Origin of the sequence: Micromonospora sp. CA-248260, assembly GCF_050942205.1 — a bacterium.
Classification (GTDB): Bacteria; Actinomycetota; Actinomycetes; order Mycobacteriales; family Micromonosporaceae; genus Micromonospora; species Micromonospora antibiotica.
Genome location: NZ_CP192021.1, coordinates 4884752 through 4901605 on the forward strand (window position 1 = coordinate 4884752; position 16854 = coordinate 4901605).

The following is a 16854-nucleotide window of genomic DNA, read 5'->3' on the forward strand; positions in this document are numbered from 1 at the left end:
GCTCCCGCTCCCCGCACCTCCCGTCTGCGGCCCCGGCCACAGACCGGTCGGTGGTGCCGTCCCGCGTCGGGACGCCCCGGTGGAGCAGCCCGGTCACGACTTCGCGTGTGCGCCCCGTTCAACCCTTTGCGGTCCGCCCCCCGCCCCCGCGGACCGCCCCGTCGCCACCGGAGCCGTTCATGAGCCGCTACGTCGCCCCGCTGAGCTTCACCCTCGCCGCCGTCTGGGTGGCCGTCGTGTTCGTGCTGGCCGGCGGCGGTCACTGACCACCACCGGCCGTCGCGCCGACCCGCACACCCCGGCGGGACACCCCGGACCGGGTCACCGCACCCCGGGACGTCCGCCAACCGCCGCACCACACCCCGGACGTCCAGCCGGGCGTCACAGCATCCGGGACGTCCACAGCAGGCTCAGCCCGCCCGCGCAGAGCACCAGCAGCAACGCCACCCCCGCGTACCACTGGGTGATCTCGCGGGGCTCGGTGCGGAACCCGATCGACGAGCCCATGTCCTGGTAGACCTGCTTCAGCTCGGCCACCGAGGCCGCCTCGTAGAAGTAACCCTCGGTGGTCTCGGCAAGCTGGGCCAGCGCCAGCCGGTCCACCGGCACCCGCTGCAACTGACCACCGATGTCGACCTGCCCCGAGTCGGTGCCGAACGCGATGGTGGACACCGGCACGTTCGCCGCCTGCGCCGCCGCCGCGGCCTCCTCCACCGACCGGCCCGAGGTGCGGAACCCGTCGGAGAGCAGCACGATCCGGGCCGGCGGAATGCCGGCCGCACCGTCGGCCGGCACCGACCGGATCGCCTCCAGGCAGGTGAAGACCGCCTCACCGGTGGCGGTCGCCTCGGCCAGGGTCAGCCCGTCGATGGCCGCCGTCACCGCCGCCCGGTCCTTCGTTGGGGCCACCAGCACGTTCGCCGCCTTGGCGAAGGAGACCAACCCCAGGTTGTAGCTGGCCGGCAACTCACCGACGAACTGCTTCGCCGCCTCCTGCGCGGCCTCCAACCGGTTCGGCGACACGTCGTCGGCCTGCATGGACAGCGACACGTCGATGGCGAGCATCACGGTGGCCCGCTCCAACGGCTCCCGGGTGTCGATCGCCGGCCGGGCCATCCCGGTGGCGAGCGCCACCATCGCCAGCAGCAGCACGGTCGCCGCCGCGTGCCGCCGCCAGCCCAACCCCTTCGGCGCGAGGGTACGCAGCAGGTCCACGTTGGTGAACCGCATCGCGTACGCCCGGCGGTGGCGCTGCCGCCAGACGTAGGCCGCGGCCAGGGCCAGCACCGGCACCAGCGTCAACAGCCACCACGGTTGCATGAAACGGATCATCGCGTCGTCCCCCGGGTGCGGGCGTGCCGCTGGGCGGCCACGAATCGCACCATGTCCAGCAGCCAGTCTCGGTCGGTACGCAACACCAGGTGCCCGGCACCGGCGGCACGAAGCTCGGTGGCGATCGCGCCGCGCTGGGCGGCGGCCGCCTCCGCGTAACGGCGGCGCAGCCGCGGATCGGCGGTCTGCACCTCGTGCAGCTCCCCGGTCTCCGGGTCCACCACCGGCAGCACCCCCACGTCGGGCAACTCCAGCTCGCGCGGGTCGACCACCTCGATGGCCAGCACGTCGTGCCGGACCCGCAGCTTACGCATCGGCCGGCCCCACTGCGCGGGCGGTGCGAGGAAGTCCGAGATCACCACGGCCAGGCCCCGGCGGCGCGGCGGCCGGTTGAGCAGGTCGATCAGCGCCCCCAGGTCACCGCGCCCGGGACGCAGTGGGGTGTGCGCCACCGCGCGCAGCAACGCCTGCGCCTCCCGCCGGCCGGAGCGGGCCGGCACCCGGGTCAGCGTCCCCGGCCCGGTGGGCTCCGGTGGTGGGGCGGAGCGCCACCGACGGGTGGGCGGGGCCGGCGGCGGGGCCCCGGTGCCGATCACCGCGCCGATCCGGTTGCCGCCGCGCACGGTCAGGTGGGTCAGCGCGGCGGTCGCGGCGACCACCACGTCCCGCTTGAGCCACCGGCCGGTGCCGAAGTCCAGGCTCGCCGACAGGTCCACCGCCAGCCACGTCTCCAGCTCCCGGTCGGCCACCGTACGCCGCACGTGCGGGGTGGTGGTGCGGGCGGTGACCGGCCAGTCCATCCGGCGTACGTCGTCGCCGGGGCGGTACTCGCGCGACTCCCCCGCCTCGCTGCCCGGCCCCGGCAGCAGACCCGCGTAGTCGCCCTGGAGCAGTCCGTCGAGTTTGCGGGTCACCAGCAGTTGCAGCCGGGACAGCACCGCCTCGTTGCGCTCCCCACCGGCGTCGGCCGGGCTTACCGGTGCGGTCACGGGCGCTGCCCGGGCCAGCCGGCGGCCGGCGGGCCGCTGACCGGCGGCGGCGCGGACGCCTGCTGACGGGGCGCCACCGAGGGCATCGGGATGGTCGACATCACCCGGTGCACCACGTGGTCGGCGGGCACGTCGTCGGCCAGCGCGTCATAGCTGAGCACCAGCCGGTGGCGCAGGATGTCCGGCGCGATGTCCTGGACGTCCTGCGGCAACGCGTAGTCCCGGCCGCGCAGCAGTGCCAGCGCCCGGGTGGCCCGGATCAGGCCGAGCGAGGCGCGCGGGCTGGCCCCGTACTGGATCAGCCGGGCCACGTCGGGCATCCCGTGCTCGGCGGGGCTGCGGGTGGCCAGCACCAGCCGGACGGCGTAGTCGACCAACGCGTTGTGCACGAAGACCTGGTCGGCCTTGCGTTGCAGGGCGAGCAGGTCGTCGGCGGTGAAGACCTGCGCCGGCACGGGCGCGGCGACCCCCATCCGGTAGACGATCTCCCGCTCCTCGGCGTCGGTGGGGTACCCGACGACGATCTTCATCAGGAAGCGGTCCCGTTGCGCCTCCGGCAACGGATAGACGCCCTCCTGCTCGATCGGGTTCTGGGTGGCCATCACCAGGAACGGGTCGGGCACCCGGTGGGTCTGGCCGCCGATGGAGACCTGCCGTTCGCTCATCACCTCCAGCAGTGCCGACTGCACCTTGGCCGGGGCCCGGTTGATCTCGTCGGCGAGCAGGAAGTTGACGAAGACCGGGCCCAGCTCGACGTCGAACTTCTCACTCGACTGCCGGTAGATCCGGGTGCCCATGATGTCGGCCGGCACCAGGTCCGGGGTGAACTGCACCCGGGCGAACTCCCCACCCACCACCCGGGCCAGGGTCTCCACCGCGAGGGTCTTGGCCACCCCCGGCACACCCTCCAGCAGGCAGTGCCCCCGGGCCAGGAGCGCCACGAACATCCGCTCCACCATCCGGTCCTGCCCGACGATCACCCGTTTGATCTCGAACAGCGCCCGCTCCAGCAGGGTGGCGTCCTGGGCGGGAGTGGTCACCACCGCAGGTGTCTCGGGGGCCGTCCCGTTCGGGGTCGGGGCGTCGGGCGTGGTCGGCTGGGCCACCGGTCCTCCACAGCATGATCGGTCGTCGTGGCGTGGTGCGGTAACAAGACTCGCATGCCCGGCTGAGAGCCGAGGTGGGGAGAACCCGATTTCCGCCACGCCGTCCCGATCACCGAATCGCTGAACGAGGGTGGACACGAAGGGGTCTGCCGCGTGTACGATTCACCCCGTCGCCGGGCGGCTCCCCCCGTGGCCGCCCGGCGCTCAAACCTCCGGCCCAGGCACGCCTACACTTCCCTGGTGACCGATCCCACCCCCACCGACGAGGCCCCCGTCTGTTCGTCGCGGGGGTGTCGCGCGCCCGCCACCTGGGCGTTGCGCTGGAACAATCCCCGACTGCACACCCCCGACCGGCGCAAGACCTGGCTCGCCTGCCCGGCCCACCGGGGCAGTCTCGGCGACTTTCTCGACGCCCGGGGGTTCCTCCGGGAGGTCGCCGGGCTCCCCACATCGCATACCCTCGAAGCGTGAACGCTGCCGAGCCACCCCAGTCCCCGGTGAGCGCCCTGGAACCCTGGCCGGACACCGTCCGCTGGCAGCCGATCTCGACCGACCTGATCTGGGTCGAACTGCTCCGCCTGGCACTGGGCCTGGTGGTGCTGCTGGTCGGGCTGGCGGTGGGCTGGGCGCTGCAGGGGCACTGGCTGTTCGGCGCGGGCTGCGCCGTGGTGCTGCTCGGCGGCGGCTGGCGGGCGGTGACGATCGTCCGGGGCGTACACGCCTGGGGGTACGCCGAACGCGACGACGACCTGCTGGTCCGGCACGGGTTGCTGGTCCGCCGGTTGTCCATCGTGCCGTATTCGCGGATGCAGTTCGTCGACGTCAGCGCCGGCCCACTGGAACGCGCCTTCGACCTGGCCACCGTGCAGTTGCACACCGCCGCGGCGGCCACCGACGCCCGGGTGCCCGGCCTGCGGCCGGCCGAGGCGTCCCGGCTGCGCGACCGGCTCACCGCCCTCGGTGAGGACCGGGCGGAGGGGCTGTGACCGACGGCCACCCCGGCCCCGGCGCGGCCCGTCCCGCCGACCCGACGCCCACCAGGCCCACACCGTCTGACCCACCAGCACTGTCCGACCGTTCACCATCCGGCCCACCGGCACCGTCGGACCATTCACCATCGCACCGAGCGGCACCGTCGAGCCCAGCGGCACCGTCGGGCCCAGCGGTGCCGTCGGGCCCGCCCGCGCCGGGCGGGGTCGCCGCCCCGCAGGTGGCGACCGTCCCGGACCGTCTGGAGTCCCCTGCGCCGGCGGGACCCGTCACTGGTCCAGATGCCGACCAGCCGGGGCCGACCGGTCCGGGCGCGACGGCCGCCGATGCGGCGCCCCGGCAACGGCTGCACCCGCTGAGCCCGGTGTTGCAGGGGGCGAAGTCCCTGTTCGTGGTGATCGCCGGCCTGTCCTGGTCGACCCTGTCCCGGGTCGGCTTCGGCTGGTTCGCCGTGCTGGTGGCGGTACTCGCCCTGGGCGCGACCGTACTGGCGGTGGTCAGCTGGTACAACACCGGTTACCACATCGTCGGGCGGGAACTGCGGGTGCACGAGGGTCTGCTGTGGCGGCGCACCCGGGCGATCCCGCTGGAACGCCTACAGGCCGTGGAGGTGGTCCGCCCGCTGCTGGCACAGCTCACCGGCCTGGCCGAGCTGCGCCTGGAGGTGGTCGGCGGCGGTAAGACCGAGGCGCCGCTGGCGTACCTCTCGGTGGCCGACGCGGCCCGGCTGCGGCAGCGGCTGCTCGCCGTGGCCGCCGGCACCCCGGACCAGGAGACCACCGGGGCGGTCCCGCCGACGCCCGGCGACCCGGAGGTGGACGCCACCACGCCGACCGAGCGGGAGCCGGCGGGCCGGCCGCTGCACGCGGTGAGCAACACCGACCTGCTGGTCAGCCAACTCCTCACCCCGCAGGCGTTCCTGCTCCCGGTCGGGGTGGCCTTCGTGGTGGCGCAGTTCCTGTCCGAGGGCTCCTGGTCGTTCATCGCGGTCGCCAGCACCCTCACCGCGATGGCCGGCGTGCTGCTGCAACCGGTCCGCCGGGTCCTCGACGACTGGAGCTTCCGCCTGGCCCGCGAATCCGACCGGCTGCGCATCCACAACGGGCTGCTGGAGACCCGGATGCAGACCGTGCCGCTGGAACGGGTGCAGACCGTCGTGGTGACCTGGCCGCTGCTCTGGCGGATGAAGGGCTGGCTGCGGCTGCGGCTGGAGGTCGCCGGCTACTCCGGCGGCGAGACCGACGACCGCAACCGGCCTGACCGGCTGCTCCCCGTCGGCGACCTGGCCGTCGGCACGATGATCGTCGACGAGGTGCTGCCCGGGGTGCGGCTGGACGCGCTGCCGTTGACCCCGCCACCGCAGCGGGCCCGCTGGCTGCGCCCGCTCAGCGCCCGGGCGCTCGGCGCGGGGCTGCACGAGCGGGTGTTCGCCGTCCGGTCCGGTCTGCTCACCCGGCAGTTGGCGTTGGTGCCGTACGCCCGCATCCAGAGCGTGCGGGTGGTGCAGGGGCCGGCGCAGCGGCGGTTGCGGCTGGCGACCGTGCACGTCGACACCGCCGGTGGGTCGGGTGCCGCCGCGTACGACCGGGACCTGGCCCAGGCGTGGGCGCTCGCCGCGGAGCTGACCGCCCGGGCCCACGCCGCCCGCCGCGCCCGCTGATCAGCGCCGGGCGGACCCGGCCGGGGTGACGGCGACCGCAGCGTCGTCGGGTGACGCCGCGGCGGTGGAGCCGGCACGACGGGCCTGGCGGGCCCGCCAGGCCCGCTCGGCCAGCCCCACGACCAGGAACGTCACCCCCACGTACGCCCAGCCCACCAGGACGTCGATGACGTAGTGCTCACCGCTGTAGACCAGGGTGAAGGTCATCGCCAGCGGGTAGGCCAGCAGCAGCGGCCACCAGCGCCGCCGGGTCGAGCGCAGGAAGAACAACACCACGAACAACGCCCAGGCGGTGTGCAGCGACGGCATCGCGGCGACCGGGTTGGAGGCGATCTGCCCGGCGTTGAGCAGGTTGCCCGCGCCGTGCATCCCGAACTCCTTCCACCCCCGGGTGGAGATCCGGGCGACCTCGGTGAGCAGACCGTTCTGCGCCGCCCACCACGGCGGAGCGGCCGGATAGACGAAGTAGGTGACCAGGCCGGCCGCGCAGAGGAAACCCCACCGCCGCATGTACGCCGCCCACCGTGCCCGGCTGCGCAGCCAGAGCACCGCGGCGGCGGCCAGCGTCACCACGAAGTGGGAGAAGTAGACCCAGCTGACCACCACGTCCCACCAGCGCACGTCGGGGCGGTAGAGGTGCTGCTGGAGCCAGACCGTCGGCACCTCGCCCCCGGTCGCCCAGCCGAACATCAACCGGTCGGCGACGATCAGCTCGTAGGCGTGCGGGGTGCGGCCGTTGTCGGCGAACCCCCGGGAGAGGTTGTAGAAGGCGAGCAGCAGCACCACCGGGATCCAGTCCCGGGCGAACCGCAGGTGGCTGCGCCAGGGCCGGCCCCAGTTCCAGGCGACGGTGCCGGCCCAGATCCACAGGAAGGCGTACGCCGGGTCGGTGGGCAGGCCGATGGCCAGCCAGGTCACCACGAAGGCGACGGCCCAGACGGACATCGCGATCACGCGGCGGCGTCCACCGGCGGACGCGCCGACGGACCCGGACGGGACGGGGGGCGGGGGCTCAGTCACAACGGCCATCGCGGTCAAGGTTAACGGTGGGCGACGCATCGACCACCGCCGACCACCTGTCGGGTGACCACCGGGCACGGGAGCCCGCCGACGGCGGCGGAAGCACCCGGCCGGCCGCCGATGTCCCGGCCGGCAGCGGGGGCCCGACCACTAGGCTGACCCCATGCTGGAACAGCCGGACGCACCGTTCCCGCCGGGGCTGACCGCCCGGGTGGAGCTGACCGTCGCCGACGCCGACACCGCGCGGGCCGTCGGCTCCGGTGACGTGCCGGTGCTGGCCACCCCCCGGGTGCTGGCCCTCGCCGAGGCCGCCACGGTGGCCGCGACGGCACCCCGGATGCCCACCGGCCGGACCACGGTCGGGGTCCGGGTCGAGCTGGCACACCTGGCCGCCACCCCGGTCGGGCGGACCGTGGTGGCCCACGCCCGGCTGGTCGAGGCCGACGGGCGGCGGCTGCTGTTCGAGGTGACGGTGACCGACGGCGACACGACGGTGGCGTCGGGCCGGGTGGAGCGGGCGCTGGTCGACCGGCAACGGTTCGTCGAGCGGGCGGCGCGGGTGTCATGACGAACCGGTTCGTGGAGATCGCCGACCGGGTCCACGTGCTGCGGGAACCGCTGCTCGACGTCAACGTCACTCTGGTGGTCGGCGACGGCGCTGCGCTGCTGGTGGACACCCTGTCCACCGCCGGTCAGGCCGCCGAGCTGGCCGCCGCGGCGCGGGCCGTCACCCCGCACCCGTGGACGCTGGTCAACACCCACCACCACTTCGACCACTGCTTCGGCAACGCGACGCTCGCCGCCGACCCACCCCGCCCGGTGTACGCGCACGAGGTGGCCGCCGCCGCACTGCGGGACCGGCCGGACCGGCTGCGCCGGGCGGCGTACGAGGAGATGCGGGCGGAGCATCCCGGGCTCGCCGCCGAGCTGGCCGGGACGACCCTGCTGGCCCCGACGCACACCGTGCACACCGAGACCGTGCTGGACGTCGGCGGCCGGCGGGTGGTGCTGCGGCACCCGGGGCACGGGCACACCGACGGGGACCTGGTGGTACACGTGCCGGATGCCGACGTGCTGGTCGCCGGGGATCTGGTGGAGCAGTCCGGGCCGCCGGCCTTCGAGGAGTCCTACCCGTTGCAGTGGCCGGACGCCGTGGCCGACCTGCTGCGGATGACCACGCCCGCGACGGTGGTGGTGCCGGGCCACGGCACGCCGGTGGACGTGGAGTTCGTCCGGGCCCAGCACGCCCAACTGGTCGAGCTGGCCTGGCTGATCCGGGCCGCGCACACCGGCGACGCCCCGCCGGAGCGGGTGGCCGCCGGCTCCCCGTTCGGTGCCCGACCCGGCCTGGTCGCCGCCCGCCGGGGCTACCGGGAACTCGACGGCACGCCCTGAGTCACCGGCCGCCGCGGGCGGGCGGACGAACTGGCACCACGCCGTGCCCGACCGTCGACCCGGTCGCTGCGGTGACCGGGTGGGCGGCGCTCAGTCGGTGAAGCGGCGGCGTACCGCGTCCCGGGTGGGCATGGCGACCGCACCGCCGGGTGACTCGCAGACCAGGCCGGCGACCCGCAGGGCGAACGCCACCCGCCGGTGCCAGCCGGTCGGCTCGGTCGGTTCGCCGTCGGCCAGCAACTCGGCGATGAGCGCGGCCATCACCGAGTCGCCCGCGCCGGTGGCGTCCACCGCCTGGACCTTCGGCGCGGGCACCCGGACCGGGTCGGGACCGGCGGCGACCAGGGCACCGTCCGCGCCGAGGGTCACCACCACCGTGCCCGCGCCCACCTCCCGCAGGTACGCGGCGACCCCCTCGACCGGCTCGTCGGGCCAGAGGAGGGCGGCGTCGGCGCTGCTGAGCTTCACCAGGTGCGCCGAGGCGGCGAACTCCACCACCACCTGGCGCAGGCCGGCCAGTTCCGCCGGGCCGGACAGCAGCCGGGGCCGGACGTTGGGGTCGAAGACCCGCAGGCCGGGCGCGAGCGACCAGGCCCGCCGGGCGGCGGCGAGAGTCGGTGGGCGCAGCAGCACGATCGAGCCGCAGTAGAGCACGTCCGCGCCCTCGATCAGCGCCCCGTCGAGGTCGTCGGCGGCGAGCAGGCCGTACGACGGTGGTTCGCCGTAGAAGCGGAAGTCCGGCTCGGCCCCGGTGTGGGTGGTGACCGCCAGCGTGGTGGGTGCGGGCACGGTGACCGCGCCGGTCAGCCCGACCCCGGCGTCGGCCAGGAAGGCGCGGATGCGGCCGGCGAGCACGTCGTCGCCGAGGGAGCCGACGAACTCGGCGGTGCCGCCGAGCCGGGCCACCCCGACGGCGACGTTGAGCGGGCCGCCGCCGATCGCCTGCCGGAACACCGGCTGCCCCTCGGACTCGGCGTCCAACAGGTCGATCAGCGCCTCACCGAGCACCACCGCGTACCCCACGTCGCCTCCCAGCGCGTCGTCGTCGGCTACCAGGCTGGCACAACGGTCCATGCCGATCGGGGCCGGCCGGGCAACCAGATCCCACCCATCGAGCAACGACTATTGCGTGGTTCGTCCGGGCGTGATGGTATTGGGGTGCCGGGCCGGCGCGGAGGGCTGCCGCACCCGCTCGGCGATCAGCTGGGGTCTGACGCGAGAGGCACCGGTCCGTGGGCACGGACCGCCGACGGCACGCGCCCGTCGGCCCCTGTCGGGCCGCCGGCCAGAGCCGCGACCGACGCATCCCTCACCTTGTGCGGGGCGGGCGTTCGCGCCACCCCGCGGATCAGGAGAAGCTCGTGCTTCGTTCCCGTACGGCCGCGTTGTTCACCGCGGCCGCCACCCTCGCCTTCGGGGCCGTCGCCCTGACGGTGCAGCCAGAACCGGCCGCCGCACACGGCACGCCGATCGTTCCGGGCAGCCGGACCTACCTGTGCTGGCAGGACGGCCTGAGCCCCACCGGCGAGATCCGGCCGAACAACCCGGCCTGCTCCGCCGCCGTCGCCCAGAGCGGCACCAACTCCCTCTACAACTGGTTCAGCGTGCTCCGCTCCGACGCCGGTGGCCGCACCGTCGGCTTCATCCCCGACGGCAAGCTGTGCAGCGGCGGCAACACCGGTTTCGCCGGGTACGACCTGGCCCGTACCGACTGGCCGCTGACCCACCTGACGTCCGGTGCCCGGCTGGACTTCAAGTACAGCAACTGGGCGCACCACCCGGGCACCTTCTACTTCTATGTGACGAAGGACAGCTGGAGCCCGACCCGGCCGCTGGCCTGGAGTGACCTGGAGGAGCCGTTCCTCACGGTGACCAACCCGCCCCAGCGGGGCGCGTCGGGCACCAACGAGGGGCACTACTACTTCAGCGGGAACCTGCCGTCGGGCAAGTCCGGCCGGCACATCATCTACTCCCGCTGGGTCCGCTCGGACAGCCAGGAGAACTTCTTCGGCTGCTCGGACGTCACCTTCGACGGTGGCAACGGTCAGGTGACCGGGGTCGGCAGCGGCAACAACCCGACCACCCCGCCGCCGACCACGCCCCCGCCGACCACCCCGCCGCCGACCACCACCCCGCCGCCGCCGACCACGACCCCGCCGCCGCCGACCACCACCCCGCCGCCGGGCAACAGCGACTGCATGGCGGTCTACAAGGTGGTCAGCGCCTGGAACGGCGGCTTCCAGGGTGAGGTCACCATCATGAACCACAGCACCCGCACGTACGGGGGCTGGGCGGCGAGCTGGACCTGGCCCAACGGTCAGGTGATCTCGCAGGTCTGGAACGGCTCGCTGAGCACCAGCGGGTCGACGGTGACCGTCACCAACGCCGCGTACAACGGCTCGATCGCGCCGGAGAAGACGACCACGTTCGGCTTCACGGCGAGCAGCACCGGCACCAACGGACTGCCGACGGTCTCCTGCTCCGGCCGGTGATCCGACGCTGAACGCACACACCGGAGGCCCCCACCCGTCGGGTGGGGGCCTCCGGTCCGTCCGGGCCCGGTGTCCGTCGCGACGGGACCGGGGGCGGGGTCAGCGGACCATGCTGCCGACCACCGGCTTGGTGAGCAGGGCCGACTGGTTGCGCTGGATGCCCGGGTCGAGGGTCTTGGCCACGAAGATGGCGTGCCAGATGCAGAAGATCAGCACCGTCCACACCTTGCGGGAGTTGTCCGCCTCCTCGCGCTTGTGCTCCTCCAGCAGCCGCATCGCGTACGACAGGTCGATCAGGTCGCCGGCACCGGAGGTGGACAGCACGTGCCGGGCCCACTCGTACATCTCGCCGCGCAGCCAGACCCGGGTGGGGGTCGGGAAGCCCAGCTTCTTGCGGTTGACGATGGCCGGCGGCACGACGCCCTGCAACGCCTGGCGCATGGCGTACTTGGTGGCGTCGGAACGGGGCGGCAGCTTCAGGTCGACCGGGATGGTGGCCGCCACGTCGAAGACCGCCCGGTCCAGGAACGGCACCCGCACCTCCAGCGAGTGCGACATCGAGATCCGGTCCGCCTTGACCAGGATGTCGCCGCGCAGCCAGGTGTAGAGGTCGACGTACTGCATCTTGGTGACGTCGTCCAGCTCGGTGCACTCGGCGTAGATCGGGGCGGTGACGTCGGTGTAACGCACCGACGGGTCGTAGCGGCGCAGCAGGTGCTGCTTCTCCTCCTCGGTGAACATCCGGGCGTTGCCGTAGTAGCGCTGCTCGATCGGGGTGGTGCCGCGCTCCAGGAAGCTCTTGCCCTTGACCCCCTGCGGGATCGCCTTGGAGACCGCGCGCAGGCCCTTCTGCACCCCGCCCGGCAGCCCGTTGACGGTGCCGAGGGAGAGCGGCTCCCGGTAGATGGTGTAACCGCCGAAGAACTCGTCGGCGCCCTCGCCGGAGAGCACCACCGTGACGTGCTCGGCGGCCTTCTTGGCGACGAAGTAGAGCGGCACCAGCGCCGGGTCGGCCACCGGGTCGTCCAGGTGCCAGACGATCTTCGGCAGCGCGTCGATCATGTCCTGCGGCCCGATCTTGGTCGGGATCGTCGTCACGTCGAGATGCCGGGCCGAGTCCTGGGCCACGTCGATCTCGGAGTAGCCGGGCACGTCGTAGCCGACGGTGAAGGTGAGGATGTTGGGGTTGAACTCGCGGGCCAGGGCCACCACGGCGGTCGAGTCGATGCCGCTGGACAGGAACGAGCCGACCGGCACGTCCGAGCGCATGTGCATCCGTACGCTCTCCCGAAGCGTCTCCCGGATCTCGTGGTAGAGCCGCTGCTCGTCGGCGACCGGGGCGGGCCGGAACACCGGCCGGTACCAGCGCCGCACGTCCAGCCGGCCCCCCGGCGACCAGGTCAGGTACTCCCCGGAGCCGATCCGGCTGATCCCCTGGTGCAGGGTGCCGGGCTCGGGAACGTACTGGAGGGTGAGGTAGTGGCTGAGGTTGGCGGTGTCGATGCCGGCGTCACCCTGGTAGTAGGAGTGCGCGAAGGGCAGCAGCGCCTTCTTCTCGGAGGCGAGGTAGAGGCCGTCGGCGGTCTCCAGGTAGTGCAGCGGCTTGATGCCGAAGTAGTCCCGCGCGCCGAACGCCCGACGCTCCTGCCGGTCCCAGATGACGAAGGCGAACATGCCGCGCAGCCGGGTGAGCACCTGCTCGCCCCAGTAGTGGTAGCCGGCGACGATCACCTCGCCGTCACCGGCGGTGGCGAACTGGGCCCCGAAGTTGCGGGCCAGCTCCTCGCGCAGCTCGATGTAGTTGTAGATCTCGCCGTTGAAGGTCAGCAGGTAGCGGCCGCCCGCGTAGGGCAGCGGCTCGTGGCTGGACGCCACGTCGATGATGGCGAGCCGCTTGTGGGCGAACACCCCGTCGGCGTAGTGGCCGGTGGCGTCACCGACCACCTCGACCCCTGTCTCGTCCGGTCCGCGGTGGTGCAGGCATTCCAACGCCCCCGCGATGTTGTCGCGGTGGGCGGCGGCGTTGCCGTTCGCGCTGAAGAAGGCCAGGAGTCCGCACATGGTCGCCATCTTTCCACGCGGCACATTCCGGTCGTGCGGCACCGCTGGCTCTGTCCCTCCGCGCGAAGCGGACGGCGCTGTCCCTCCGCGCGAGCGTCCGGTGCCGGACCGCAGGCACCCCGCCCGGCCGGAGCCGGGGTACCGTCTGGACGAGCGACGAGGCGAAGGGAGCCGACATGGCCGAGGAACGGACGGAAGGCAAGCCGGCGGACGGCACCGAATCGCACGACCCGGACTTTCCGGAGGCGTTCCTGTCCTTCATGCGGCACGGCTGGCGCGACACCAGCCTGCCGGTCGGGCCCCGACCGGAGGTCCCGCACCACGCCAAGCGGCGGGCCGCGCTCTCCGCGGCCTTCCCGGGCGAGACGCTGGTCATCCCCACCGGCACCGAGAAGGTACGCGCCAACGACACCGACCACCCGTTCCGGCCGGGCAGCGACTTCGCCTACCTGACCGGGGACCACGACCCGGACAGCGTCCTGGTGCTGCGCCCCAACGGTTCGGGGCACGACGCGACGCTGTACATGCGTCCCCGGTCCTCGCGGGAGACCGACGAGTTCTTCCGCAGCCGGCACGGCGAGCTGTGGGTGGGCCGGCGGCACACCCTGGCCGAGAAGTCCACCGAGCTGGGCCTGCCCACGGAGGACCTGACGGCGCTGGACGGGGCGCTGGCGCGGATGGCACCGGGGCGGACCCGGGTGTTGCGCGGCTTCGACCAGCGGGTCGACGCGGCGGTGCGCCCGTGGGACGGCCCCCGGGAGGAGGGGCAGCCGGCCCGCGACCGGGAGCTGGCGATCGTGATCGCCGAGCTGAAGCTGGTCAAGGACGAGTGGGAGGTCGCCCAACTCCAGGACGCGGTCGACGCCACCGTACGCGGCTTCGAGGACGTGGCCCGGGTGCTGCCGGCCGACCGGGGGGTCTCCGAGCGGCTGTTGGAGGGGATCTTCGCGCTGCGGGCCCGGCACGACGGCAACGACGTCGGCTACAGCTCGATCGTCGGGGGCGGCGAGCACGCGACGATCCTGCACTGGGTGCACAACCACGGCGCGACCCGTCCGGGTGAGCTGCTGTTGATGGACATGGGCGTGGAGAACCGCAACCTCTACACCGCCGACGTGACCCGGGTGCTGCCGGTGGACGGCCGGTTCACCCCGCTGCAACGCCAGGTCTACGACGCGGTGTACGCCGCCCAGCAGGCCGGCATCGACGCGATCCGGCCGGGCGTGGGGTTCCGCGAGGTGCACCTGACCTCGATGCGGGTGCTCGCCGAGGCGCTGAAGGATCTCGATCTGCTGCCGGTGAGCGTCGACGAGGCGATGGACCCGGCCTCCACGGTCTACCGGCGGTGGACCCTGCACGGCACCAGTCACATGCTCGGCATCGACGTGCACGACTGCGCGAACGCCCGCAAGGAGAAGTACCGCGACGGCCAGCTCGGTGAGGGTTACGTGCTCACCGTCGAGCCGGGGCTGTATTTCCAGCCGGAGGACGAGCTGGTCCCGGAGGAGCTGCGCGGCATCGGGGTCCGCATCGAGGACGACATCCTGGTCACCGCGACCGGTTCGGTGAACCTGTCGGCCGGTCTGCCCCGCCGCTCCGACGAGGTGGAGACCTGGCTGGCCGAGCAGCGTGAGGCGGGTCCCCGCCTGCCCGGCTGACCCCCGCACCCGGTTCACGGCGGCCCCGCCGCCGGACGCGTCGCCCCCTCGGCGGACGCCTCCGGCGGCGGGGCCGCCGTCGTTCCCGCCCCACGCACCGCTCCCGCCCCGCCTGGCCTGGCCATCCCCGGCTGAAGCCGCCCCTGCGGCGAGTTACAGGGGATCACCCGCTGAGGACCTGCTCGTCCCGAGGGTCACCGACCGCCGGAACGTGCAAATAAGGCGGGCTTTCTTCGGGTTTGGCCTCATAGCGAGGAACGTTCTCATACCGTGGGTTTCGGGAGCTACAACCGATTTGTAGCAGGGGACGTCCGCTCAGGCGCGGCGACCCTGTCTGGTACGAGGAGAGGGCAGAGAGCTCCGATGTCCAACTACCTAACGAACAACGAAGCCTCCGCGCGGGCGACGGGGAGCAGGAGCCGTCGCAAGCTCTGGCTCGCCAGTGGCGTCGCCGGGTTGACAGGTGTGGTCAGTCTCGCCGCGGTGGGCGTCGCCGGCAGTGCCGGGGCGGTCGGGGTGAGCGGACTGAAGTGGAACACCACTCAGCAGGTCACCAAGGACGGCGACCATGGCCGCGGCGACGAGGGCCCGGACCGTGGCGGCAAGGACGACCGTGGCGGCAAGGACGAGCACGAGGGCAAGGACCGCGAGCGTGGAAGGGAGGTGCCCTGCGACACCGACCGGCTCATCCAGGCCATCGTCTTCGCCAACAGCCGCGACGGCGGCGTGCTGGACCTGGCCAAGGGCTGCACCTACAACCTGACCCGCAACCAGGACGGCAACGGCCTGCCGGTGATCACCCAGAACATCACCCTTCGGGGTGAGCACACCACGATCTCCCGGGACGCCACCGCCGACTACTTCCGGATCCTCAACGTGGGCCCCGGCGGCCACCTGAGCATCAAGGGCCTGACCATCAAGGGCGGGCAGACCATCGAGGCGTTCACGGCCGTCGCGCCGGAGACGGTCTGGGGGGCCTACTCGGACTCCCAGGCGATCGCCGCCCAGGTGAAGGCCGGCACCCCGCTGACCCAGGCGCTCACCGTCCGCAAGGCGAACCCGAAGGCCGGCCTGAAGGCCGCGCCGAAGGCCACGCCCAAGGCCGCCGTACAGCTCGCACCCAAGGCCAAGCCGGGGGCCGTCACGCCGCTGGTCCTCACGCCGGGCATCAACGACGGCGCCGGGATCCTGGTGCAACCGGGTGGTACGGCCGACCTGTTCGACACCTCGGTCGTGCTGAACCAGTCCGGCGGCAACGGCGGCGGGCTGGCCAACTTCGGCACCACGTCGCTGCGGCACACCGAGGTCGCCCACAACACCGCCTTCTTCTTCGGCGGTGGCATCTTCAACGCCGGCCTGCTCAAGGTCGACGAATCCACGATCACCGACAACACCGCCGTCATCGGTGGTGGCGGCATCTCCAACGGCGCCGCGGAGATCTTCACCGAGGACGTCGACGGCGGCACCGTCCTGATCGAGAAGTCCAAGATCACCGAGAACGAGACGCTCGGCTTCGGCGGCGGCCTGCTCGACATCGGGGGCAACACCACAGTGCGCTACACGGAGGTCCTGTCGAACACCGCGGTGCTCGCCGGTGGCGGTATCGCGGCGGCGGACGCCCAGGTCAACGTGCACCACTCGACGGTGGCCAAGAACAGCACCGCGGGCGTCGGCGGCGGCGTGGCCGTGGCCTTCGACAGCGCGGTCACCATCGAGAAGAGCCACCTCAAGGAGAACACCGCCGGCTTCTTCGGCGGCGGGCTGTTCAACGCGGACAGCGTCACCACGGTGCGTGAGTCCGAGGTCGTCGCCAACCGGGCCCTCGGTCCGATCGGCGTCGGCGGCGGCATCTTCAACATCTTCGGCGAGGTCAACCTCAGCCGGACGAAGGTCGCCAACAACTTCGCCACCTTCGCTCCGGGCGGTGTGTTCACCTTCGAGGGCGTGGTGAACGTGGACGACAAGTCCGCGATCGTCGCGAACCGCCCGACGAACTGCCTGGCCATCCCGGGCGACACCATCCCGAACTGCTTCGGCTGAGCACCTTCGGGTGACGTGCGGCCGGTGACGGCGGCACACCGGGCAGGACGCGAACCGGCCCCCCTCCGCAGCACGCGGAGGGGGGCCGGTCGTCGCCTGCTCAGCGCACGA

The 16854-nt window shown here is 72.9% G+C and carries 15 protein-coding genes; 9 read left to right on the forward strand and 6 right to left on the reverse strand.

Annotated elements, in window-relative coordinates:
- Positions 1-107 precede the first annotated feature (107 nt).
- Positions 108-266: a hypothetical protein gene (locus ACQP2H_RS20810; protein WP_433228556.1), complete on the forward strand. Its 159-nt coding sequence runs from the start codon at positions 108-110 to the stop codon at positions 264-266.
- Positions 267-381: 115 nt separating this feature from the next.
- Here ACQP2H_RS20810 and ACQP2H_RS20815 read toward each other — a convergent pair whose 3' ends face one another.
- From ACQP2H_RS20815 to ACQP2H_RS20825, 3 genes are read right to left on the reverse strand one after another with little or no spacing between them, the layout of a single operon-like run.
- A complete protein-coding gene (locus tag ACQP2H_RS20815; RefSeq protein WP_357537175.1) occupies positions 382-1332 on the reverse strand; it encodes a VWA domain-containing protein in 951 nt (316 codons plus the stop codon).
- Positions 1329-2339: a DUF58 domain-containing protein gene (locus tag ACQP2H_RS20820; RefSeq protein ID WP_357537198.1), complete on the reverse strand. Its 1011-nt coding sequence runs from the start codon at positions 2337-2339 to the stop codon at positions 1329-1331. The genes ACQP2H_RS20815 and ACQP2H_RS20820 overlap by 4 nt, the downstream gene beginning before the upstream one ends.
- Entirely contained in the window at positions 2318-3427 is a 1110-nt protein-coding gene (locus ACQP2H_RS20825; protein ID WP_219463659.1) for an AAA family ATPase, read from the reverse strand. The genes ACQP2H_RS20820 and ACQP2H_RS20825 overlap by 22 nt, the downstream gene beginning before the upstream one ends.
- A gap of 240 nt (positions 3428-3667) precedes the next feature.
- Here ACQP2H_RS20825 and ACQP2H_RS20830 point away from each other — a divergent pair, with 240 nt between their 5' ends.
- From ACQP2H_RS20830 to ACQP2H_RS20840, 3 genes are all read left to right on the forward strand, one after another.
- Positions 3668-3898, forward strand: a complete 231-nt coding sequence (locus ACQP2H_RS20830; RefSeq protein WP_219463660.1) for a hypothetical protein — start codon at positions 3668-3670, stop codon at positions 3896-3898.
- Positions 3895-4413 (forward strand): PH domain-containing protein, encoded by a 519-nt coding sequence (locus ACQP2H_RS20835; RefSeq protein WP_308290849.1) that lies wholly within the window; start codon positions 3895-3897, stop codon positions 4411-4413. Before ACQP2H_RS20830 ends, ACQP2H_RS20835 begins: the two co-directional genes overlap by 4 nt.
- Positions 4414-4763: 350 nt before the next feature.
- Positions 4764-6077, forward strand: coding sequence for a PH domain-containing protein (locus tag ACQP2H_RS20840; RefSeq protein WP_255598398.1), 1314 nt, complete (start codon positions 4764-4766; stop codon positions 6075-6077).
- On the opposite strand, the gene ACQP2H_RS20845 is transcribed toward ACQP2H_RS20840, so the two are convergent.
- A complete protein-coding gene (locus ACQP2H_RS20845) occupies positions 6078-7106 on the reverse strand; it encodes a phosphatase PAP2 family protein (RefSeq protein ID WP_219463664.1) in 1029 nt (342 codons plus the stop codon).
- A 154-nt stretch (positions 7107-7260) separates the two neighbouring features.
- Between ACQP2H_RS20845 and ACQP2H_RS20850 the strand changes: the two genes are divergently transcribed.
- Positions 7261-7665 (forward strand): thioesterase family protein, encoded by a 405-nt coding sequence (locus ACQP2H_RS20850; protein ID WP_208570936.1) that lies wholly within the window; start codon positions 7261-7263, stop codon positions 7663-7665.
- Positions 7662-8492 carry an MBL fold metallo-hydrolase gene (locus ACQP2H_RS20855; protein ID WP_433228560.1) on the forward strand — a complete coding sequence of 277 codons (831 nt, stop codon included), beginning with the start codon at positions 7662-7664 and terminating at the stop codon, positions 8490-8492. The genes ACQP2H_RS20850 and ACQP2H_RS20855 overlap by 4 nt, the downstream gene beginning before the upstream one ends.
- 90 nt (positions 8493-8582) lie before the next feature.
- On the opposite strand, the gene ACQP2H_RS20860 is transcribed toward ACQP2H_RS20855, so the two are convergent.
- The gene (locus ACQP2H_RS20860; protein ID WP_219470196.1) at positions 8583-9515 is read right to left on the reverse strand and encodes a carbohydrate kinase family protein; all 933 of its coding nucleotides are present in this window, start codon (positions 9513-9515) and stop codon (positions 8583-8585) included.
- Between the two features lie 338 nt (positions 9516-9853).
- Here ACQP2H_RS20860 and ACQP2H_RS20865 point away from each other — a divergent pair, with 338 nt between their 5' ends.
- Positions 9854-10984, forward strand: a complete 1131-nt coding sequence (locus ACQP2H_RS20865) for a lytic polysaccharide monooxygenase (protein ID WP_219463669.1) — start codon at positions 9854-9856, stop codon at positions 10982-10984.
- Positions 10985-11083: 99 nt separating this feature from the next.
- Here ACQP2H_RS20865 and asnB read toward each other — a convergent pair whose 3' ends face one another.
- A complete protein-coding gene (gene asnB / locus ACQP2H_RS20870; RefSeq protein ID WP_208570933.1) occupies positions 11084-13045 on the reverse strand; it encodes an asparagine synthase (glutamine-hydrolyzing) in 1962 nt (653 codons plus the stop codon).
- Positions 13046-13221: 176 nt separating this feature from the next.
- Here asnB and ACQP2H_RS20875 point away from each other — a divergent pair, with 176 nt between their 5' ends.
- Both ACQP2H_RS20875 and ACQP2H_RS20880 read left to right on the forward strand, forming a co-directional pair.
- A complete protein-coding gene (locus tag ACQP2H_RS20875) occupies positions 13222-14703 on the forward strand; it encodes an aminopeptidase P family protein (RefSeq protein WP_357537180.1) in 1482 nt (493 codons plus the stop codon).
- Positions 14704-15066: 363 nt separating this feature from the next.
- Positions 15067-16743: a right-handed parallel beta-helix repeat-containing protein gene (locus ACQP2H_RS20880; protein WP_219463671.1), complete on the forward strand. Its 1677-nt coding sequence runs from the start codon at positions 15067-15069 to the stop codon at positions 16741-16743.
- Positions 16744-16854: the final 111 nt, after the last annotated feature.

What these genes read in the sequence shown, in the direction of transcription:
- ACQP2H_RS20815 (WP_357537175.1), bottom strand. Translation starts at nt 1,332, where the DNA reads ATGATCCGTTTCATGCAACCGTGGTGGCTGTTGACGCTGGTGCCGGTG.
- ACQP2H_RS20845 (WP_219463664.1), bottom strand. Translation starts at nt 7,106, where the DNA reads ATGGCCGTTGTGACTGAGCCCCCGCCCCCCGTCCCGTCCGGGTCCGTC.
- ACQP2H_RS20850 (WP_208570936.1), top strand. Translation starts at nt 7,261, where the DNA reads ATGCTGGAACAGCCGGACGCACCGTTCCCGCCGGGGCTGACCGCCCGG.
- ACQP2H_RS20855 (WP_433228560.1), top strand. Translation starts at nt 7,662, where the DNA reads ATGACGAACCGGTTCGTGGAGATCGCCGACCGGGTCCACGTGCTGCGG.
- asnB (WP_208570933.1), bottom strand. Translation starts at nt 13,045, where the DNA reads ATGTGCGGACTCCTGGCCTTCTTCAGCGCGAACGGCAACGCCGCCGCC.
- ACQP2H_RS20875 (WP_357537180.1), top strand. Translation starts at nt 13,222, where the DNA reads ATGGCCGAGGAACGGACGGAAGGCAAGCCGGCGGACGGCACCGAATCG.
- ACQP2H_RS20880 (WP_219463671.1), top strand. Translation starts at nt 15,067, where the DNA reads ATGTCCAACTACCTAACGAACAACGAAGCCTCCGCGCGGGCGACGGGG.